This is a genomic window from Cyanobium sp. Cruz-8D1, assembly GCF_024345975.1.
GTDB lineage: Bacteria > Cyanobacteriota > Cyanobacteriia > PCC-6307 > Cyanobiaceae > Cyanobium.
In genome coordinates this window covers 48,730-70,458 of record NZ_JAGQCD010000013.1, presented here as the reverse complement: position 1 = coordinate 70,458, position 21,729 = coordinate 48,730, and the positions used below count along the sequence as shown (strand labels likewise).

General features: G+C 62.0%; 12 protein-coding genes and 1 pseudogene. 10 read left to right on the top strand and 3 right to left on the bottom strand.

From position 1 onward, the window contains the following. Positions 1–107 precede the first annotated feature (107 nt). Entirely contained in the window at positions 108–1,493 is a 1,386-nt protein-coding gene (locus KBZ33_RS09940; protein ID WP_255011694.1) for a YgcG family protein, read from the bottom strand. Between the two features lie 97 nt (positions 1,494–1,590). On the opposite strand from KBZ33_RS09940, the gene KBZ33_RS09935 reads away from it, so the two are divergent. Together KBZ33_RS09935 and KBZ33_RS09930 are read left to right on the top strand one after the other, a co-directional pair. Next, on the top strand, positions 1,591–2,355 hold the full coding sequence (locus KBZ33_RS09935; RefSeq protein WP_254952748.1) for a LemA family protein: 765 nt from the start codon (positions 1,591–1,593) through the stop codon (positions 2,353–2,355). Positions 2,356–3,167: 812 nt separating this feature from the next. Further along, entirely contained in the window at positions 3,168–3,794 is a 627-nt protein-coding gene (locus KBZ33_RS09930) for an HD domain-containing protein (RefSeq protein WP_254952812.1), read from the top strand. Positions 3,795–3,995: 201 nt separating this feature from the next. On the opposite strand, the pseudogene KBZ33_RS09925 reads toward KBZ33_RS09930, so the two are convergent. Further along, a pseudogene (locus KBZ33_RS09925) lies at positions 3,996–4,157 on the bottom strand (DUF4236 domain-containing protein); the annotation flags it as partial. 401 nt (positions 4,158–4,558) lie between these two features. On the opposite strand from KBZ33_RS09925, the gene drmD reads away from it, so the two are divergent. From drmD to KBZ33_RS09910, 3 genes are all read left to right on the top strand, one after another. Continuing rightward, a complete protein-coding gene (gene drmD / locus KBZ33_RS09920) occupies positions 4,559–7,915 on the top strand; it encodes a DISARM system SNF2-like helicase DrmD (RefSeq protein WP_254952749.1) in 3,357 nt (1,118 codons plus the stop codon). Positions 7,916–7,917: 2 nt separating this feature from the next. After that, positions 7,918–12,108, top strand: coding sequence for an Eco57I restriction-modification methylase domain-containing protein (locus KBZ33_RS09915; protein ID WP_254952750.1), 4,191 nt, complete (start codon positions 7,918–7,920; stop codon positions 12,106–12,108). 243 nt (positions 12,109–12,351) lie between these two features. Then, on the top strand, positions 12,352–14,568 hold the full coding sequence (locus KBZ33_RS09910; protein WP_254952751.1) for an AAA family ATPase: 2,217 nt from the start codon (positions 12,352–12,354) through the stop codon (positions 14,566–14,568). A 278-nt stretch (positions 14,569–14,846) separates the two neighbouring features. On the opposite strand, the gene KBZ33_RS09905 is transcribed toward KBZ33_RS09910, so the two are convergent. After that, positions 14,847–16,181 carry a Fic family protein gene (locus tag KBZ33_RS09905; protein WP_255011691.1) on the bottom strand — a complete coding sequence of 445 codons (1,335 nt, stop codon included), beginning with the start codon at positions 16,179–16,181 and terminating at the stop codon, positions 14,847–14,849. 289 nt (positions 16,182–16,470) lie between these two features. Here KBZ33_RS09905 and KBZ33_RS09900 point away from each other — a divergent pair, with 289 nt between their 5' ends. From KBZ33_RS09900 to drmA, 5 genes are read left to right on the top strand one after another with little or no spacing between them, the layout of a single operon-like run. Then, the gene (locus KBZ33_RS09900) at positions 16,471–16,992 is read left to right on the top strand and encodes a hypothetical protein (RefSeq protein WP_254952754.1); all 522 of its coding nucleotides are present in this window, start codon (positions 16,471–16,473) and stop codon (positions 16,990–16,992) included. After that, the gene (locus KBZ33_RS09895; protein ID WP_254952755.1) at positions 16,976–17,503 is read left to right on the top strand and encodes a hypothetical protein; all 528 of its coding nucleotides are present in this window, start codon (positions 16,976–16,978) and stop codon (positions 17,501–17,503) included. Before KBZ33_RS09900 ends, KBZ33_RS09895 begins: the two co-directional genes overlap by 17 nt. A gap of 30 nt (positions 17,504–17,533) precedes the next feature. Next, positions 17,534–17,845 carry a nucleotidyltransferase family protein gene (locus tag KBZ33_RS09890; protein WP_254952757.1) on the top strand — a complete coding sequence of 104 codons (312 nt, stop codon included), beginning with the start codon at positions 17,534–17,536 and terminating at the stop codon, positions 17,843–17,845. Beyond that, entirely contained in the window at positions 17,835–18,185 is a 351-nt protein-coding gene (locus KBZ33_RS09885) for a DUF86 domain-containing protein (protein WP_254952758.1), read from the top strand. The genes KBZ33_RS09890 and KBZ33_RS09885 overlap by 11 nt, the downstream gene beginning before the upstream one ends. A gap of 4 nt (positions 18,186–18,189) precedes the next feature. Next, a complete protein-coding gene (gene drmA, locus KBZ33_RS09880; RefSeq protein WP_254952759.1) occupies positions 18,190–21,729 on the top strand; it encodes a DISARM system helicase DrmA in 3,540 nt (1,179 codons plus the stop codon).

Here is a 21,729-nt window from a genome sequence, read left to right as displayed (position 1 = left end):
TCTCGATGACGACGCATTGCACTGCTCCATCAAGCCACCTGGCGGTGAGATTGGTCGATTGGGAGAGGTCTCAACTTTCCAATCGCCGGTGGTGGTGGGTACAAGATTCACCAATCGCTGCCTGCCCCACCGCCCCCACTACTGCCACCGCCGAAGTCGCCACCGGAGCTGCCGCCTCCACCGAACTCGTCACCGTTGCTATCGCCAGAGCGACTGCTTACGAGCTCAATATCCTGATGCGATTCATGCCCGCAGGCCAAGCAATGCTTCGTAATTCGCCTAACACCACTAATGCCAAGTGACAAGGGGCTGTCAGCCAGATTGCTGATGTGTTGCATGACTGCCTTCTGGTCACACCTTGGGCACCGGCTGTAAAGGCTAGGCTTCTCGTAAGCGAACAAGTGCAGGTCGTTTGTTCGTTCTTGAAAGTCCACCAACTCCAGCATCAGGTGAGGGTGGCATAGGGTGCAACGCCAAGCCTCGAAGGCAACATCGGCTAGGTCCCGCGCCGCTGCTTCCGGTGGACTTAGGCGTTCAGCCACAACCTCAGAAGGGACAGGATGCATCTGTCCTCCGCAGGTTTTGCAGCGTACCAGCTGACGCATTCGCCTGGCATTGGCGACACCTCTCGCGCATTTCCGTTCCAACAGCGGTATGCAGCCAGGCGCCATTACCAAGACCAAAACAATAGATAAGATTGCTCCGGGCGACATCCTAAACAGCAGCAGTAGAGCACCCATCAGTGAGAGCAGTGCCATGAGGCCGGTGGCGTCAACAAGGAGGAAGAACCTCTTTGGCAGCATTGGGTCCGAATTGGTGCGGGTATAGCCCACAGGTGGCAATACAAGAGGAGAATTGGACAAGTTGAAGAGGTGACACCATCCCAGCAATGATGCCCCAAAGAGTGTGAGCAGCACCGGTATCCAAAACACATCAACCGGTGACGAAACTTTGTGCCCTGGAGTAAAGGCGGTTCGGCTCAAGGCGTCAACAAAGGTCTCGCTTCCCACCACGATCCCACCCTCAATATCGCCAGTCCGGAAGCGCGGGGCTACCTTTTGACGGAGAATTCGGCCCACCCGTCCATCAGGGAGCACCGCCTCTGCGCCGTACCCCGTTTCCACCTCCATTCGCCGATTGGCGACTGCCACCAAAAACAACAAACCATTATCCCTACCTGCCTCACCGATCCCCCAGTGATTGAAGAGCTCGGTGGCTAACTCCTTGGCTGTTTGATCATCGGGCAGCGCCTTGATGGTCACCACCGCCATCTCTGCTCCGTTTTGACTTTTGAGGTGGTCGATCGCTTGATTGATCCTGGCTTCTGACTGAGGGCTCAGAACTTCGGCCGTATCGCTCACCCAGCCGTGATTGTCCTGGCGTGGATTCGGGATCGTCTCCACCAGTCCGCCCCACGCCGGCAGCGCCACGATAATGAGCCAGTCCACAAGCCCCATCGCCCAGAGCCTTCGCCAAATCCGCTGGCCAGACATCTAAATCTTTAACGATGTGATGTAGAGAACCACTGGCGATAGCAGGATGATCCATACTTCGCCTAGTCTACCCTCAGCTGCATGTTGCAGCTAAAGCATGACAAAACAAAAAGTTCCGGAGGACAAGGCTTCAGAGGTGTTCGAGTTGGCGGCCCGTCTCCAGGCTGAACGGAACCCTATGTACTCCCGTGAGGAACTCACGCAAGCGGGGAGTGAGGTGGACATCCCACCCGAATTCATCGACGCCGCCCTCAGCCAAATCCAAGCCCGAGAGGAGTTGACTCGTTTCGAGCGCCTGCAGGCCCGTGAGCGACTCCATCGGCTTCAGCGCACTGGTCTCGTTGTTGGTTTGGTCGCGATCGGTGGCATGGCATTCACCTACAATTTCCTGGCCACCGCAAACCAGCGGGTTGATCTGGCTTGGGCACAGGTCGAAAATCAATTTCAGCGCCGAAGTGATCTCATACCTAATCTGCTGGCAGCGACCGACAGGGGTGCAAAGCGCCAGCTGGAGCTGGCGGCTACGCTGAGTTCTGCGCATCGCTCCTACTTGGCAGCGCAATCAAGGCCTCAAAAGATTGCGGCTGCCGTTGAGATGGAGCGCGCACTAAATCAATTCAATGTTGTGATCATTAACGCACAGTCGTTTAGCGGTAGCCAACTGTATGTTGGTCTTCAGGACGAATTGGCCGGCACAGAAAATCGCATCGCCGTGGAGCGCCGTCGCTACAATCAGGCTGTAGCCAGCTACAATACCAGTATACGCATGTTTCCCTTCTCGGTTGTGGCACGCGCCTTCGGCTTCAAAGACAAGCCCCTGTTCGCAGCTGCTGACTCCAGCGTTCCCAAGATCCAGCCCTAATTGAGGTTGACGCTACTTTATTTGCCCTTTCATGCCGGAAACATGTGAAGGTCTGGATTTTCTGATCTGGCCGCTGCTCAACCACTGAAGCAGGGCATCGCTCCTGGGAAGGAGCCCATCCATTTGCAAATGCCGCCCCCACTCCCCCGAGCACTTCAGCCGCTCCGTCACGGAGGCAATCCCCTCCTTCAAGACCTCCAAGCGCATCGTCCTTGGGGAAGCCCAGTGGACTGTTGAGTCTGGACACAACAAAGCCCGGAGCGTGGGCCCCGGGCATTTGCCTGCTCAGCCGTGGTGCCTGCTAAAGGGGACGGGGCGCAGCTGCGCGGTCGGTTGATCGTCAGATCAGGGTGTCTTTGGTTGTGGGGCGGAGTGGCTGACGCTGGCACCTGGGGCCAGGGTATGAGTGGGACTTCCCGTTGGGTCCGGGGCACCTGGAGCTGAGCTCGTGAACGGTGCGATGGATGGCGACGGCGTGACACGCCAGGGAAGCCAGAGATCCGTTGAGAGTGTTGGAGCAGGGGCCGGATCGTCAGCGCGCTCCTGACGGATGCTGAGGTGGGGTGTCTTCCATGTTCTGGCGCGTCCCGGTTATCTTGCAGTAACCATCGGATGGCCTGCCAGCAGGGGCAATAGGGGTTTATGCCTGAGCGGGTGGGGGCGGGAGTGCCGTAGTGCAGCTGGAGCTCCTCGGCACGAGCAACCAGGCCCGCCAGGCAAGAGAAGCTCAGGTCAACGCCCAACACTGAGCCGATCCAAGATCTGTTGATGACGAACATGCCCCCCACCCACAGCGAGCGCTACGACGAGGCCTGCTTTGGACCGCCCAGCTGCACCGCTTTCAGACCCGCAACGGCAAATCAGTGCCGTATCTCTCCCACCTGATCGCCGTCAGTGCTCTGGTCTGGGAGGACGGCGGCAGTGAGAACGAAGCGATCGCAGGTCTGCTTCACGACGCCATTGAGGATGCGGGCCAGAACCACGGATCGATCGCCGAGCGCCTTGGTGCTGAAGTAGCAGACTTCGTGCTCGACTGCACCGACACCGCTGAAGGCCTGACCGGCGCAAGCAAAGAACCCTGGCTGGTGCGCAAGACCCGTTACGTGGCGTCGCTGGAGCACAAGCGCCAAGGCTCGTTGCGGGTGAAAGCAGCTGACAAGGCCCACAACGCCCGGGACCAAGTGCTCGATGCCCGCCGCGATTCTGCTAGCTGGGATCGCTTCAAGGCGGGGCTCGACGGCACCGCCTGGTATCTGCTGAGCATCCACCAGACCCTCAGCGACCGACTGCCCGGCAGCCGCTCCAACGAACTGCTGGGGGAGGCCGTGAACGAGATCCTCTCCAGTGAGGCCTATGGGCGCCTGGTTCCATCGGGGATTGCCCCGGCGGTGTGGGCGGCTGGGTACCTGGAACGAACCCAATCGGGCTCCCAGGCCTGAAGCCGCTTGGCTGTCCCATGCTGGAGGCCGCCTCGATGCGTTCCGTTCACGCCACGCCATCGTTATCGGCAGAACCCGCTGCCCCTCGGTCCTGAGGCTCCGTCTGTCGAGCTGTACGGGCCGGAAGCGTCGGGTATTGGGCAGGCCCGCCGTCGCTACACGCGAAGCCTCTGGCCTGTGCTCGACGTTCCAGCTCAACCCGCTACCGGGCAACTCCACGGTGGTGCGGGGGCTGCCGGAGCGGGCGACCGGGATGTTGAAGGACGTTCCCCGACCCCCAAGCGAAATCGAGCTGCGGCCACTCCTGGCGTTGTTGACGTGCAGGGGGTCAATGCGGGTGCTGCGGCGGAAGCGGAAGGGCATGGGACCGCACCGGCACAGGAGCCAAGACATAGCCAGGTCCTGTGGCTTCTGGCTCACGGGAAGGTGAGTCTTCTCTGAGTTCCACCCCATTCGGCCGAGGTCCGTTCAGACTGGGCATGTGGCTCTCCGTATGCATTTTGTCCCTGGCTGGGCGCCTGGTCCTTCGCATGAACGGAACCCTGTTTCCGGTCCAACGACGCGACAGTGACCGGCAGGTGAGGCAGCCGCGCTGATGAACCGACCGGTAGACCTCAGCACCGGACCACCGGATCTCGACGGGCCTCCAAGCACAACCCTGCAGCCCTGCTGGACGGCGGGTTCTTCGATGGCGACGCTTGCGGGGTGCAACAACGTCGGCTCCTGGCAGAGAACCTCCCCCGGTGGGTCGGAGTGCTGAGCCCATGACTGCCTCGCCTTCCCGAACTCGCCAGAAACTCAAGCCCGGCGCTGTCGTGCGTTGCCGCACCCGCCGCTACCTGGTGGAGGACGTGCAAGCCCCCCTAGAGCCAGGTGCCGACACGGTTGTGTCGATGGCCTGCATGGAGGACGACGCCATTGGTCAGCGGCTGACGGTGTTCCGCGAGCGGGAGATTGATTTCGAGCTGCTGGGGGAGAGCAGCTGGGAGGCGGTGGCCCAGCGAGGCTTCGACCAACCCAAGCAGTTCTCGGCCTACCTCAACACGCTGCGCTGGAACTGCGTCACGGCCACCGACGCCGAGCTGTTCCAGGCCCCCTACCGGGCCGGGATCGATGTGAAGGCCTACCAGCTGGAGCCACTGCGCAAGGCGCTGCAGATGCCGCGGGTGGGTCTGTTCATCGCCGATGACGTGGGCCTGGGCAAGACGATCGAAGCGGGCCTGATCCTGCGGGAGATGCTGCTGCGCCAGCGGATCAAGCAGGTGGTGATCAGCTGCCCGCCTTCAGTGCTGCGCCAGTGGCAGGAGGAGATGGCGAGCCGTTTCGGTCTGGCGTTCACCGTGATGGACCGGGCCTATGTGGCCAAAGTGCGCCAGGAGCGGGGGTATGGCACCAACCCCTGGAGCACCCACAGCCGCTTCCTGATCTCCCACGCCCTGCTGCGCAACTCGGAATACGCAGCTCCGCTGCGGGTGTGGCTGGAGCAGGGCAAAGGCGGGGACGACCAGGCCCCTGTCCAGAGCCTGCTGATCCTTGATGAAGCTCATAACGCCGCGCCTGCCAGCAACACGCTCCGCTATGCCATCGATTCGGGGTTGACCCGCAGCCTGCGGGACCTGGCACCCCTATTTGAGCACCGTATTTTTCTTTCGGCCACTCCCCACAACGGCCACAGCAACAGCTTCACGGCGTTGCTGGAACTGCTCGATCCGGCCCGCTTCGTGCGGGGTGTGCCCTTTGCGCCGGGTGATCTGGACACGGTGCTGGTGCGCCGGCTCAAGGACGATCTGCGCCGCATCGGCGAGGAGTTTCCCGAGCGGATCGTTGAACCCCTCTCCGTTCCCAAAGGCAGCCTGCCGGCCGACACCCCGGAGCTGGAGCTTTCACGGCTGCTCCAGAAGTACCGCAAGCAACGGGAGCAACGGCTGCTTCAGCAGGGGGCCACCAAGCGGCAACTCAATGCCGATCGGCTGGTGATCACCAATTTGCAGAAGCGGCTGCTCAGCTCGATCGAAGCCTTCGCCCGCACCCTCAAGGTGCACCGCAAGAGCCTGGATCAGAAGCAGGAGCAGCGGCGCGGAGCCCTTGCGGCTTCAGGGGTCCCATTGGATCTGATGCTCGGCGGTGCCGATAGCGACAGCGACCTGGCCGAACTCACCGAAGATGAGCTGCTCAACCTGGAGGAGGCCCAGACCCGGGCGGCCCTGCGCCAGACCTTCCAGGCCGATCAGAGCGATCTGGCACTACTGGAGAGGATGGCCGAGATCGCAGCGGCCAACCGCAACAGGCCGGATCCCCGCATCCAGCTGCTGGAGACGTTTCTGCGCACCCAGCTCTGCCCCGATCTCGGCGAGGCCAAGGCGACATGGAACCCAACTCGCCTGCTGATCTTCACCGACTACGTCGACACCAAGCGCTACCTGGAGCGGCAGCTGCGCGACCTGCTCGGGAATGACGACGCCGACCGCCGCATCGCTTCTTTCACCGGCGGCATGAGTGAAGACAACCGTGAGCGACTGAAGGCCCAGTTCAATGCCGACCCCGATCAAGAGCCTCTGCGGATCCTGATTGCCACCGACGCCGCCAGGGAGGGGGTGAACCTGCAGAACCACTGCAAGCACCTGATCCATTTCGACATCCCCTGGAACCCCAGCAAGCTGGAGCAGCGCAACGGCCGGATTGACCGGAAGCTGCAGCGGGCTCCCCAGGTGTGGTGCCACTACTTCGTGCTGGAAGACCGGCCGGAAGACCGGGTGATGGATGTCCTGGTGAAGAAAACGGAGGTGATCCGCCAGGAGCTGGGTTCCCTTTCACCCCTGGTGCAGCGCCAGGTGGATGAGGTGCTCGAAGGCGGCATCGACACCGACGACACCGAGGCGGTGCAACAGCAGCTGCTGGCGATGGATTCCGCCAGCACCGATCGCGGCGCGATGCTCAACCGGGCCCGCGAGGAGCTGGAAGCGACCCGTCGGGTGGAGAAGCTGCAGCATCAGCAGGATGAACTGCGCCAGCTCCTGGCCAAATCCCACGACTGGCTGGGATTCGATGACGACCCCTTCCGCGAGGCCCTCAACTGCTCGCTCGATCTATTGGGCGTGAGTGGCCTGGTGCAGGGCAGCGACGAGAAGGGGCAGCCCTGCTGGCGCCTGGATCACCCTGAAGCCCTGGCGGCCGGCAGCAATGACCGCAGCTGGGAGCACACCCTCGACAGCCTGCGGGGCGTGTGGGATCGCAAGACGCCGCTGTGGCAGTGGCGCCAGGAGCACCCGGTACGGCCGGTGATCTTCTCGGATCCCGGCCGCCTCAATGCCGAGGCTGTGCACCTGCACCTGGAGCACCGCTTGGTGCAGCGCTTGCTGAGCCGCTTCCTGAGCCAGGGGTTCCTGCACCACGAGCTGAGCCGGGCCTGCGTGCTGGCCAGCACGGATCCGCAGCCGAAGGTGTTGGTGCTGGGCCGGCTGTCCCTGTTTGGTCAGGGGGCCACCCGGCTGCACGACCAGCTGATCAGCGTGATCGCCGACTGGCATCCCGGTGCAGACCGCGCTTCTGTGCTGAAGCCACTGGCGGGTGCTCAGCAGGAGCAGGCCTGGGCCGCCCTCACCAAGGCGATGGAGCACGGCAACTCAGAGGCGATCTCGGCTGCGATCCGCAGCCAGCTGCAGGCCGAAGCCCCAGCCGATGTGGCAGCGCTCAAGCCCGCCTTGGATGAGGCCGCGGGCCAGGCCCAGGCCGGCGCGGCTCAACTGCTCAAGCAGCGGGGGGACACGGAGGCTGCTGCTCTCAAGGAGGTGCTCCGGGCCCAGCGCAAACGCATCAATGCCACCGTGAGACAGCGCAACCGGGATCTGGCCAAGCTCGATCGACAGGCTGCGGCTGCTGAGTCCACCGCACTGATCCCAGGTCTGGAAGAGCAGCTGGATGTGCCTGCCCTGGATCTGCAGAAGCTCTCCAGCCAGGAGCGCAAACAACTCTCTGCTGATCAGAAGCACTGGCAGCGGCGCCTGGAAGCGATCGAAACAGAGCTGGCCTCTGAACCGAAGCGGATTCAGGAGAGCTACCGGGTGATCACCCACCGGCTGGAGCCGGCGGGGCTCGTGTACCTCTGGCCGATCAGCGGATAACCATGGCCAATCGAGGAGTCCAACGCGATCCAGAGCTCCTGGCCCACCGGGAGTGGCTGGGCTACCTGCAGCCGGTGGGCCTGGTGGTGGCGCCTGCGGCGATGCAGGACGCCGGCTGGGTGGTGACCCGCAGTGGTAGTGAGCTGATCGAGCGGCAGGAGCGCTACCGGGAATCCCTGGAAGCCCTTGGTTCCGAGGACGAGGCTGATGCGGAAGACCGGGAGCTGGGTTTCTCCAGCATCGAGACCTTGCTGGTGGATCACCTGGGCTGGAGTGGCGACCAGGTCCAGAGCGACCCGAACCTGATCGAGGGCTACACCAGGGAACTGCCTGAACTCGGCGAAACCTTGCAACCTTCAGCCGTGGTGCCTGCTGCTTCCGGCGATGGCGCGCAACTGCTCGTGCAGGCATTGCCGTTGCTCACGCCCCTGGATCAGAAGGTCACCGGTGGCGAGCACCTCTGGCGGGCCAGCGCCCAGGAGCGTTTTGAGCGGCTGCTGCGCGAAACAGGGGTGGAGGCGGGGTTGCTGTTCAACGGCAGCCAGTTGCGGTTGGTGGTGGCACCCAAGGGGGAGAGCTCTGGGCACATCACCTTCTTGCTCAAGGATCTCGCCGAGGTGAGCGGCCGGCTGATGTTCTCGGGGCTGGATCTGCTGCTGGGGGTGAGCCATGTGTTCCTCGACCCCGATGGCTACCGCTTAGCGGATGTGCTCAAAAAGAGCCGCAGCTTCCAGGCGGTGGTCAGCAATGCCCTGGCGGATCAGGTGCTGGCGGCCTTGTGGGATCTGCTGCGGGGGTTCCAGCAGGCCGATGAGCTGAGCCAGCGCCAAGGGAGCCCGTTGCTCAGGGACTTGCCTGATCGGGACCCGCAGCAGCTCTACGGCGGCCTGATCACGGTGCTGATGCGGCTGGTGTTCCTGCTCTACGCAGAGGACAACGCCTTGTTGCCAAAGGACGCGGTGTATGAGCAGAACTACAAGGTGAGCGGTGTTTTCGAGCGGCTGGAGCAGGACGCCGCTGAGTTTCCCGACACCATGGAGCAGCGCTATGGCGCCTGGGCCGGGTTGATGAGCCTCTGCCGGCTGGTGTTCGCCGGTGGTGGCCCCACGGTGGATTACCTGCCGGCGCGCAAAGGGCAGCTGTTCAACCCCGAGGCCTACCCCTGGCTGGAAACCCCCTGGATCAGCGATGGGGTGGTGCACGAGGTGCTTTCCAACCTGCTGGTGGTGAAGGGCGAGCGCATCAGCTACCGCGCCCTCGATGTGGAGCAGATCGGCTCGGTGTACGAGGGGATCATGGGCTATGCGGTGCGCCGCATCCCTGGCCGCTGCATCGGCCTCAAGAGCAAGCCCCAGGGGGCCAAGAAACAGCTCACCACGGCGGTGGACCTCGATGCCCTGCTGGCTCTTTCGGGTGCCAAGCGCAAGGCCTGGCTGGAGGAGCAGGCCGCCACCACCCTGCCGGCCAAAGCGGCCAATGCCCTGAAGGCGGCGACCAGCGAGGCCGAGCTGTTGGAGGCCTTGGCCCCCCGCATTGACCGCAGCCTGTTCGAGGGACCCCAGGCCACCGGCAGCCTGGTGTTCCAGCCCACTGAGGAACGGCGCCGCAGCGGCAGCCACTACACACCCCGGGCGCTCACGAGGCCGATCGTGGAAGAAGCCCTGCGGCCTTGGTTGGATCGTTGCGGCGGCAAGCCAACGGTCGCCCAGATCCTGGCGCTGAAGATCTGCGATCCGGCCATGGGCTCCGGCGCCTTCCTGGTGGAGTGCTGCCGCTACCTGGCCGAACTGCTGGAGCTGGCCTGGAGCAGGGAGGGCCTGCCAGATGCCCTCCAGCCCGGTGGCTCTGCCCACGGGGAAGAGCCCTTGATCTATGCCCGCCGGCTGATCGCCCAGAGCTGCCTGTACGGGGTCGACAAGAACCCGTTTGCGGTGAACCTGGCCCGGCTGAGCCTGTGGCTGGTGAGCCTGAGCAAGGACGCGCCCTTCACCTTCGTGGATCACGCCCTCAAGTGCGGCGATTCGCTGGTGGGGATGGAACGCGGCGAGATTGAGAAGGCCCTGAAGGGGGCGAGCCTGCAGCGCGAGCTCCAGATCACCTTGCTCGATCAGGTGCGGCAGCAAGAGGCCCGCAGCTTTGCCTTGTTCCATGCCGACAGCCGCAGCGATGCCGACGATGCCCAGAAGCGCCAGGCCCTCGATGCGCTGAACGCCAGCACCGCCTATCTGCGCACCGTGGGCGATCTGCTGGTGGCGGCGTTCTTCAACGGCAAGAAGGCGAAGGATCGCGTAGAGCTGAAGCAGCTGTATCTGGCGGCCACACTGCAGCACAGCTCAGCGGCGGAGCTGGAGGACGAGCTGGCAGAACCGTTGGAGCGGCTGCGCGAAGGCGAGAAGGGCATCACGCCCCTGCACTGGCAGTTCGCCTTCCCGGATGTGTTCGGGCGGGTAGAGCCGGGGTTCGATGTTGTCGTGGGCAACCCGCCCTTCGCCGGCAAGAACACCATCGCCGAGGGCAGCCCCGACGGCATCCTCGACTGGTTCAAGCAGCTGCACCCTGAGAGCCACGGCAACGCCGATCTGGTGGCCCACTTCTTCCGCCGCTGCTTTGATCTGTTGCGGCCTGGTGGATCACTGGGCCTGATCGCCACCAACACCATCGCCCAGGGCGACACCCGCAGCACCGGCCTCCGCTGGATCTGCCTCAACGGAGGCACGATTTATGCCGCCCGCAAGCGCTACAAGTGGCCCGGCGTAGCAGCCGTCGTGGTCAGCGTGGTGCACCTGTTCAAGGGGGCCTACGCCGGTGTGAAGCTGCTGGAGCGGCGGCCGGTACAGCAGATCACGGCGTTCCTGTTCGCCAATGGTGGCAGTGAGGATCCCAAACAGCTGGCATCCAATGCCGGCAAGAGCTTCGTGGGCAGCTATGTGCTGGGCATGGGTTTCACCTTCGATGATTCCAGCCCGGCCGACGACGACACACCGGGCATTCCCTCACCGATCGCCACGATGGAGCGGTTGATCGCGGAGAACCCGAAGAATGTCGAGGTGATTCTTCCGTATATCGGCGGAGAGGAGGTGAACAGCAGCCCCACCCATGCCCATCACCGCTATGTGATCAACTTCGGGGAGCGGAGCGAGGAGGAGTGCCGTCGAGAGTGGCCGGATCTGATGGCGATTGTGGATCGAAAGGTGAAGCCTGGGCGTCTTGCTCAGAACCGCGAGATTCGTGCACGTTACTGGTGGCGCTTTGGAGAGACATGTCCTGCGCTGTATGAGGCGATTGCAGGGTGTGAGCGGGTGCTGGCACTATCAAGGCATCAGCAGTACTGGCAGATCACCTTCATGCCCACGGGCTGCGTCTTTTCAGAGGCAACAATCGTCATTTCGACTGAGGAGAGTCAGCGGCTTGCTGCTCTGCAAAGCCAGCTCCATGAAGAGTGGCTGCGGTTTCTTGGCTCCTCGCTTGAAGAACGCCTTCGCTACACCCCCTCCGACTGCTTCGAGACCTTTCCCTTCCCCACCGCCCTCCTCGATTCCGCCGCCAACGATCCCGCCCACTCAGCCACTTGCCAGAGCCTCGAAGCCATCGGCGAGCGCTACCACCAATTCCGCGCCGAGCTGATGGTGAGCAACAACGAAGGCCTCACCAGCACCTACAACCGATTCCACGATCCTGCCGAAACCAGCAGCGGCCTCCTGGAGCTGCGTCGTCTCCACGTCGAGATGGATCAGGCCATACTGGCCGCCTACGGCTGGAGCGATGTGCTCACCGACTGCGGCTTCGGGCTCGATTACCTCGATCTTGAAGACGACGCCCAGCTTCCCGACGACCTCCAGGACCGCATCGACAGCGGCGAGCTGTTCTTCTGGGAGCCCGATGAAGCCTGTGCCTTCGAGGCCCAAGTGCGCGCCTACGGCGCCGTGAAGGGCAAAAAGAAACTCCCCTGGCGCTACCGCTGGTCTGATGACGTTCGCGACGACGTGCTCGCCCGCTTGCTGGCGCTGAATGCGGAGCGCTATGCGGAGGAGGTGGCCCAGGGGTTGCATGGCAAGGGCGGGAAGAAGGCGGCCAAGGTGGCGGCTATTGCTGGTGGGGCCAAGAAGCGGGGCCGGCCCTCCAAAGCCGCCTCGGCGGGCGATTCGGGCCAGACTGAAGCTCAACAAGTCGAGCAGATGGGACTGGGGTTGTGAGTGGTTCCCTTGCCCAGCCTCGACACCCGGCGCATCACTGGATCAAGCTTGAACTAAAGCATGAGTGGCAAAAACGATGGAATTGCTACAGATTTGAGCGCCCAAAAGTCTGCTGCATCTATCTTGACGCACCCTCCGCTCGAGATGGATTTTCGCTACACAAAACCAGGCATAACCTGGCTCACGGGACTAGCCACGCGGTAGCAAGTGAATCAATCAATAATCCAGCAGAGGAGACAAGCCATGATTGAGTCTATTAGTATTTCTGGAGTTGCTACCTACGGCGATACTGCAGAGTTGCTTGAGGGATTATCCCATTTCAATTTCATTTACGGCTCTAATGGCACGGGGAAGACCACAATTGGTCGGATTATCGCGGATGAATCAACATTTCCGACTTGTCCAGTGACCTGGAGGGCTGGTCAAAAGTTAAGGGCGCTCGTCTACAATAACGACTTTGTTGAGCGGAACTTCAATCAGTCGACACATCTAAAAGGCGTGTTCACTTTAGGCGAGAAGCAGGTCGACATACTCGCGCAGATTACATCTGCGAAGGAAGAGCAAGATGCAAGTACGGCGAAAGTTGTAAATCTAAGGCGGAACCTCCAGGGCGACGATGGGAAGGGAGGGAAGAAGGGGGAGTTGGCGAGTATCGAAGTGGGATTCAAAGCCAGGTGTTGGTTACAAAAGCAAAAGCACGATGCGAAACTACAAGGTGGCTTTGAAGGATTTCGGAATAGCGCGGAACGATTTAAGAACAAGGTACTTGAAGAGAGTATCTCAAATGCTGCGAGTCTTCTGACCTTAGATGAGCTGGAGAAAAAAGCGGAGAATCTGTTTGCAGGTTCCCCAGCTGTGGAGACTTTTACTCCCACTGTCGATACCACCAAGCTACTTGAGCTTGAAGCAACTCCCATTCTTAGAAAGCAAGTCATTGGCAAGGACACTGTCGACATAGCTGCGATGGTAAAAAAGCTTGAAAACAGCGATTGGATTCGAGCTGGCCTAGACTTTTATCACGTAAATAATGGTGTGTGCCCGTTTTGCCAGCAGAAGACGAGCGATGCTTTTGCGCAAAGTCTAAGAGATTTCTTTGACGATGCTTTTGCGCAAGATACCAGGTTAATTGATAATCTAGCCGAGGACTACCGCACCGAAGCTTCGCGAATTCAGCAGCTAATAGAGTCAATCATTGCGTCGCATTCCAGGTTTCTTGACGTGGAGAAGCTAAAATTAGAGAAGGATTTGCTTGATGCAAAGATTTTAATCAATAACCAACGCCTTGCCGTAAAGAAGAAGGAAGCGAGCCGATTGGTCGAGTTGGATTCCCTTAGCAATGTCTGTGCAGTACTTAAGGGTCTCGTCGACGACTCTAATATGGATGTAGCTGAGCATAACAAGATGGTTGCGAACCTAAGGAATGAGCGCATCAATCTGACTGCGCAGATATGGAGATTCATTCTTGAGGAATTAAAGCCTGAGCTCTCTAAATACAAGGCTTCAAAGGATGGACTGGAAAAGGCGATCACGGCGATGACAGCGCAGATCGAAGAGGCAACGGCGGAAATGCTGAAGAAGGAGGCAGAGATTAGCGAACTGGAAAAACAATCCACTAGCATCCAGCCAACCGTCGATGGTGTCAATGGTCTGCTTTCTTCGTTTGGTTTCCAAGGCTTTATACTTTCGACAGTAGCCAGCGGTAAGTCTTACAAGCTGGTTCGTTCAGATGGATCAGAGGCTATGGCAACTTTAAGCGAAGGAGAGAAGACATTTGTCACCTTTCTTTATTTTTATTATCTTCTTAAGGGTAGTGAGACTGAGACTGGGATGACCACTGATAGGATTGTAGTCTTTGACGACCCTGTCTCGAGACTCGATAGCGATATTCTGTTTATTGTGGGCAGTCTTATCAAGCAGCTATTCAGTGAGGTTCGCGCTGGGGTGGGACACATAAAGCAAATCTTTGTTCTCACTCATAACGTGTACTTTCACAAGGAAGTAACCTACCCGTCTAGGCAAAAAGGTGTGTCGCTGAGTGAAAGGACTTACTGGATCGTGAGGAAGCCGGGTCTAATGTCAAGACTTGAGAAGTATCAGTCTAATCCAATAAAAACATCATATGAGCTGCTTTGGGCGGAGGTTCGTAAGCAAGAGCATTCAAGCCCCGCGATCCAAAACACGTTGCGACGCATATTGGAGAACTATTTCAAGATTCTAGGTGGCATGGCCTTTGACGACCTCTGTGCAAAGTTTGAGGGGAATGAAAGGTATATCTGCAACTCGCTTTGCTCCTGGGTCAATGATGGTTCACACTATGCCCTCGATGACCTTTATGTTTCAATCAATGAAACGATGGTGGAGTCGTATCTGAGGGTATTCAGGGCGATATTCGAAAAAACGAACCACGACGCTCACTACAAGATGATGATGGCGGATACCTTTGTGGATGTGGCGACTTGATGCCCGTCGATGATCTCTCTGGTTCGGTTCGTAATGAAATGAACAATTCAAGCTCCTAGGCCCGTCATTGCAAGGCATTGACAAGGTCATGAATCTTGTCTGGCAAGTTTTCATCGCGGCTCCCTTGGAGAGGCCGCATGACCGTTTTTGATCGGCATCAGTCTAGTAACTAGCAACTGGCTGCAATTCTCCTCTGCTGCTCATGAATCACTGGAAGCTTTATCGGCAGAGGTGTTTCTATGCATCAGATTGCCATCATCGCTCAGCGTCCGCCGTGCTCAGCCCGGCAGCCGCATCGCCAGATCCTCGGGCACCCGAAACACCTCCCGCCGTCCGTCCTTGCCCGCTATCAGCAGCCCACGCCCTGCCAGCTTCTGCAGATCACTGCGGGCGGTCTGATGGCTCACGCCATGGCTGTTCTGGTGGGAGAGCACCGAATAGCGGAATCCGGAATGCCGCAGAGCATGGCGCAGCAGCGCCAGCTGGCGATGGTTCAGCCCATCCATCCCCTCCAACCGCTGCTGCAGGGCCCCCACCTCGCCGGCCTTGCGCTCCAGATAGGCATGCAGGCTGGCGATGGCCTGCTGGATCACCTTCACCTGGGCCAGCAGGAAATAGGTGAGGTCGTTGTCGTCGCTCTCGCTGAACAGGAACGACCGCTCGTACTGGCCGCGGGCCTTGTTGATCACCGAGGAGATCGAGATGAACTCAAATAGCCAGTAGCCCTGATGCAGCATCGCCCAATAGAAAAGCGCCCGGGCCGTGCGGCCGTTGCCATCGCAGAAGGGGTGGTCGTAGGCCAGCCAGAAGTGCAGGCCGATCGCCCGCACCACCGGGTGGATGAACACCTTTGGGGTTTCGCCATTGGCAAAGCGGCAAAGCTCCTCCAGCCGCCCGGGCAGCTCCTCGGCCGGTGGCGGCACATGGAACACGGTGCCGTAGGCGTCGTCCACCACCACCTCTTTCCCTGGTGGCCTGAGCCGGCCGGCATCCCCGGGGTCATCCAGCGTGTCCGCGCTCACCAAACGGTGCAGATCCAGCACCAGTTCAGGTGTCAGCGGTTGCTCCCGCAGCTCCCGGATGCGCTGCATCGTCAGGAAGTTGTTGAGGATCATCCGCTCGGAGCGGTCCCGGGGCGGCCGGCGGCTGCGGATCATCGCCTTGGCCACATCCCGCGTTGTGGCGGCGCCCTCCATCTGCGAGGAGGTGATCGCCTCCTCCATCAGCGAGCTCAGCAGATAGCGATCCCGGGTGGAGCGGGTGTTGACGGCCTCGGGGGCCACCGCATTGATACCAGCCTGCCTCTCGATCTGATGCAGGCCCTGGAGCAGCACAGGCGGTTGCGAGCACCAGAAGGCCTGTCCGTCACTCGCCAGAAGCGGCAGTGGGGTGGGCCGGCGGGAGAGCTTCTCGGCCAACCACCACTGTTCATGGCTCAGCCCCTCCGGCGGGGGGCGATGGCGCAGCTCATCCCAGTGCAGGTAGTGATCTCCTTCCGCCGCGGTGGCCAGGCGGGAGAGCATCGGCAGCGTCTCCTCCAGTCCCCCGCAGCGCTGCAGCATCTCCTGGAGAGAAGGGGGCTTGCGGGGCAGCCGGGCGGACAAGGGCGACAAACTTCAAACTTGCTTCAAATTAGAAGATGGTTTGGCGTTGTGCCCGTGGGCCGACATCCGAGGCGGGTCGGGCCTGCAGCCTGGCCAGCAGAGCCTGCACGGGGCTTATCGAGGCCGCCGTTCGCCTCCCGAGGCACTCACGGTTCCCATGACCGGCAAGGGGCACAGCGTGGCGCTCAACACGATCTTGAGCGGGCATCACCATGGGGTCATGGTGAGGGGTGGGCCCGACGGATCTACGCGGTTGCGGTTCATACTGGCGCGAGGCTCCTATCCGCCGGCCTGGATCATGCCCGCCGCCCGTCGAACGTCCAGCCAGTCCCCTGCGGAGATCGACAAGACCTCTTCGCGGCGGTTTCCGTTGGTGCACCAGCTGATCCATTTCGCCGATCTGCGCAACTTCTACCGGGACATGCGCGAGTCCCTGATCTCCGCCAACCGCCGCGCCGGGGCCCAGCAGGGTCTGGTGACCAAGGCCAAGAAGAAGATCGCCCAGCTGGAGGCGGAGATGACCCTCCTGGAGCAGGAACGGGACGACCTGCTCGCCTACCGCCAACAGGTGGAGGAGGAGGCCAACCAGATCTCCGCCGTGCTGCCACGCCTCAAGGGCCGGCTGCTGCAGGTGCAGCAGATCGAGCAGGCCCTGGAGAACCTGGCCGACATCAAGGAGGCGGTCGACCAGCAGGAGCGCGCCAGCGGTGGCCCCACCAGCCAGTCGATCCAGGATCTCAAGCTCGCGGTGGAACGGTTGCTGGAGCGGGCCGATTCCGTTGAGTTCTTCGAGGAATCGATCGATGACGATGAAGCCTGAGCCCCGTCGTCGCCGTGGCACGCCGATCAGCGACAGCCTTGGCGCCGATCTGCACACCCTGGGCACCATTCTTGCCAACCACACCCGCGGCCTCGATGACTATCTCCAGCGGCAGGCCGGCCGGATCGAGGAACGCCACGGCCATCTCCTCTCTGAAACCGCTGACGTCCTCCTTCCCCCTGGCTTGGATCTGAACAGCCTTACTGCCGGGGACATGCAGAACATCTGCCGGCGCCATGGGTTGCGTGGCTGGTCGAAGCTCCGCCGCAGCGAACTGATCGCCTTCCTCCAGGAAAAGCTGGGCCCTGAACTGCAGACCGTGGAGGCGGTCCGACGGCAGGAGCGAGAACACGCTGCGGAGGCCCCAGGCCCTGCTGCTGTCCCCTCCCTTCCCTACCCGCCAGAGGCCAACCGCATCGAGCGACTGCTGTTGCTGTTGCTGCGACAACTGGGAACCGCAACCGACGCCATCGATGAGGCCTGGTCGGATCCCAGGCAACCGAAGAGCTGAGCAGCCTGCCTCCGTGAGCACAATGGATCGATGAGCCTCACCCTTGCCAAGCCCCAGCTGGACGCCATTGCCGTCGCCTGCCGGCAGCACCGGGTGCTGCGCATGCACCTGTTTGGCTCTGGACTGCGGGACGACTTCGACCCCAGCCGCAGCGACCTTGATCTGCTGGTGGAGTTTCAGCCGATCGATCCTGCTGCTTTGGTGGGCGCCTACTTCGGCCTGGAGCGTCAACTTGCCGCCATCACCGGCCAGCGTGTGGATCTGGTGATGGCAGATGCCGTGCGCAACCGCTACGTGCGGGCCGACATCGATGCGTCCAAGCAGTTGATCTATGAAGCGTGATCCCCGGGCCTACCTGCTGGACATTCAGGAGGCCATCGAGGCCATCCAGGCGGCCGTTGCAGGCATCACGCTGGAGCACTACGAGCAGAGCCGGCTGATTCGCTCTTCTGTGGAGCGCGAATTCATCATCATCGGAGAGGCTCTCACCCACCTTTCCCGCCGGGATGCCGACCTCTTCGCCCGCGTTGAGGAGGCACCGCAGATCATCAGCTTCCGCAACAAGCTCACCCACGAGTACGTCACCATCAACCATCCGCTGGTCTGGGGCGTGATCCAGCACCACCTGCAGGCCCTGCACGCCAGCTGCCAGCAGTTGCTCAAGCAGTTGGAGGCTCCCTGACGCCATGGCTACCTCCGCCGACATCCGCTCCCAGCTGGTCGCTGCCCTGCATAGCGATCTGATCGGACCAGGCTGGGACGATGTCGCCCGCCGCCGTGAGCAACTGCCCCAGCCGCCTTCGGTCTGGTTCACCACGGGCTTCCTGGTGCCCCATGTGTTCCAGCAGGAAGCGGCTCGTGCCTCTGGTGATGAGCAACTGTCCTTCGCTGATCTCGCTGGAGAAGAACCCAGCAATGACGCCGGCCATCGCCTGGAAAGCAACGAGAACGACGACGACGCCAACGATGCCCTCGATCAGGCCAACACCCGCCGCAGCTGGTTTACCTCCTCCTGCGGCCTGAGCTTCATCCTGGAGCGTGGCTCCACCATCGAGGCCACTGTCTCCTGGGGGGATTACACAGCCCCGGCCGATGGCGACGACGAGAAGCTCTGGCTGCGCACCCCTCAGCGCCACAGCGTGACGCTCACGATCGCCGGCGAGGGCACCAGCCCAGACATCCCATTGGAGGCCAACCCTCAGGGCCTCTGCCTGCGCTGGATTGCTCGGCGTGCCCCCAGCAAGCTCGGCTATCCCAGTGATCAGCTGTCGGTGTCGTTGTTTCTGCTCAACAAGAGGGAGCCGCCCAGGACCAACCAGATCCGTCACCGTGATCCGGTTTCTGCCTTCCAGGTGGAGCTGAGCCTCCAGTGCCCCCAGGGCTTCCCACCGCGTCGCGATGCCCTGCAGCAGGCCGCCAAGGATCCCGACGAACGCCTCGCGGCTCTCCAGTACCGGCGCGACTACTGCTTTGCGGGCGGCCACAACGTCGCCGTGATCGCCTCAGACATCCCAGACGACAACCCGGCCCGCTGCCACACGCTCACCACCACCTGGCTACCCACGGCCCGGGTCTTCCGCACCCTGCCGGAACCACCCCCCGGCACCAACGTGCCGATGGGCATGGAGGCCCTGGCGGATCTGGCCCGCAGCGAACGCATCGGCCAGCAGTTGATGCCGATGGTGACCTCCTACCGGGGCTGGATCACCCAGCAACCAAAACACCCCATCAGCAACAACGAGCAGAACGAAACCGCCAAGCAGCTGCGGGCCCAGGCGGAAGCCTGCGCCACGCGCATCGAAAACGGCATCAAGCTGCTCGCCGATCCCCTGGTGCGCGAGGCCTTCCGCACCATGAACCTGGTGATGGCCCGCGCCAGCCGCCAGCGCAGTGCCTTCAGCGCCAAGGTGCCGCCGGATCAGATCGGCATCGCTCCGAACACCCGCGCCCCCAAGTGGCGCTTCTTTCAGCTGGCCTTTGTGCTGATGAACCTGCCGGGCCTGGCGGCTCCAGAGACACCCGATGGCCGGCTGGATCGTGAGGCCGTGGAGCTGCTGTTCTTCCCCACCGGTGGCGGCAAGACGGAGGCGTACCTGGGACTGGCCGCCTTCCTCCTGGTGCACCGTCGCCTGCAGAGCCCTGGGATCGAATCCGCCGGCATCACGGTGCTGATGCGTTACACCCTGCGGCTGCTCACCCTCGATCAGCTCGGCCGCGCCGCCACCTTGATCTGCGCCCTGGAGCTGGAGCGCCTGGAGCGAATCGAGAAGAGCGACCCCTACCTGCTGGGTGAATGGCCCTTCGAGATCGGCATGTGGGTGGGCAAGGCCGCCACCCCCAACAAGCTCGGCGGACCGGGCGACAGCGACCAGCAGTCCACCCATGCGGTGCTCACCAAGTGGAAGGCCGGCAAGCGCGACCGTCCGATTCCAATTGAAACCTGCCCCTGGTGCAACCGCCCCCTCCAGCCGGAAGGATTCCACCTGTTGCCCCCGAGGAATCCCGATCGTCTGGAGATCTACTGCCGCGAGCCCCGCTCTCCTGAGGCCAAGCAGGAATTCGCCCCCATGGGGCCATGCCCCTTCCATAAGGGCACGCCTTTGCCGGTGCTGGCGGTGGATGAGCAGATCTACCGCCGCCTGCCCTGCTTTCTGATCGCCACGATCGACAAGTTCGCCGCCCTCCCCTGGGTCGGCAAAACCTCCTCGCTGTTCGGCAACGTCAGCACCTATCAGTTGCCCACGGGGACTGCACCTGCCGGCTTCTGGGGGCCGGCGGAAAAGGGCACGGGTGGCTTGAAGATTCCCCACGGCCGTCTGCTGCCGCCGGAACTGGTGATCCAGGACGAACTGCACCTGATCAGTGGCCCCCTCGGCACCCTCGCTGGCCTCTATGAAACGGTGATCGAGGGGCTGATGCGGCCGAACGCCTCCACCCCGCCTCCCAAGATCATTGCCTCCACCGCCACCGTGCGCCGGGCCGAGGCCCAGATCAAGGCCCTGTTCGCCCGCAGCCAGGTGCGGATCTTTCCGCCGCCGGGCCCCGAACGCGACGACAACTTCTTCTCCCGCACCATCCCTGATCCCGACCAGGCGCGGCTGTACGTGGGCCTCTCAGCCCCGGGCCGCAACCTCAAGGGTGTGCTGCTGCGTTCTTATCTGGGCCTGATGGCTGCGGCCCAGAAGGGCTGGAACGACAACAAGGCCATGGGCGCCAACAACCCGGCGGATCCCTACATGACCCTGCTGGGCTATTTCTCCAACCTCAAGGAGCTCGGCGTGACGCGCAGCATCCTGGAAGACGAACTCGGCGCCCAGTTGGAGCAGTTCGCCAAAAATCGTGGCCTCGCCATGGAGGGTTTCGAGAACCCGTTCGCCAGTCGCAAGCGGCCCTGCGAACCAGAGGAGCTCACGTCCCGCGTCAACACCGCCAGGATCAGCAGCACCAAAGACCGCCTCTCCAAGCCCTACATCGACAAGGACCACCTCGACGTGGCCCTGGCCACCAACATGATTTCGGTGGGTCTCGACATCTCGCGCCTCGGCTTGATGGTGGTGCTCAACCAGCCCAAGACCGCCGCCGAGTACATCCAGGCCACCAGCCGCGTCGGCCGCCAGCTGAGCGACAACCCACAGCAGAACAAACCTGGCCTGGTGCTGGTGCTGCTCAACCCCAACCGCCCGCGGGATCGCTCCCATTTCGAGCTGTTCCCCTACTGGCACCAGACCTTTTACCGGCATGTGGAAGCCACCAGCTGCACGCCCTTCGCCAGCCGGGCCCTTGACCGCGGCCTGCCGGGAGTGGTGGTGGCGATGGCCCGCCACGGCGATCCAGCCCTGGCTGGTGCCAAGGGCGCCATGGCAGCCGATGCCCTGCAACGCAGCAAGGCCCAGATCGCCAAGGCACTGCAGGAGCGTTGCATCGCCACTGGTGCAGCAGACGACAGCCTCGATGAGCACCTGCCCACCGACGTGCGCGATCACGTGATCGATCTGCTGGAGGCCTGGTGGAAGCTCACCCAGGAGCCGGAGGCCAAGCTGCAGTACTGGACCCATGAGGAAAAGGGTGCTGGGGCGGGCTTCCTGCACACCGCCCTCGACAACGACCCGATCTACCAAGCCGAGGGCTACAAGCAGTTCACCACCAACTGGAGCCTGCGCGATGTGGAACCCTCTGCACCGATCCGGATGGTCAATTTCAAAGAAGAGATCACCGCCGACGACTGA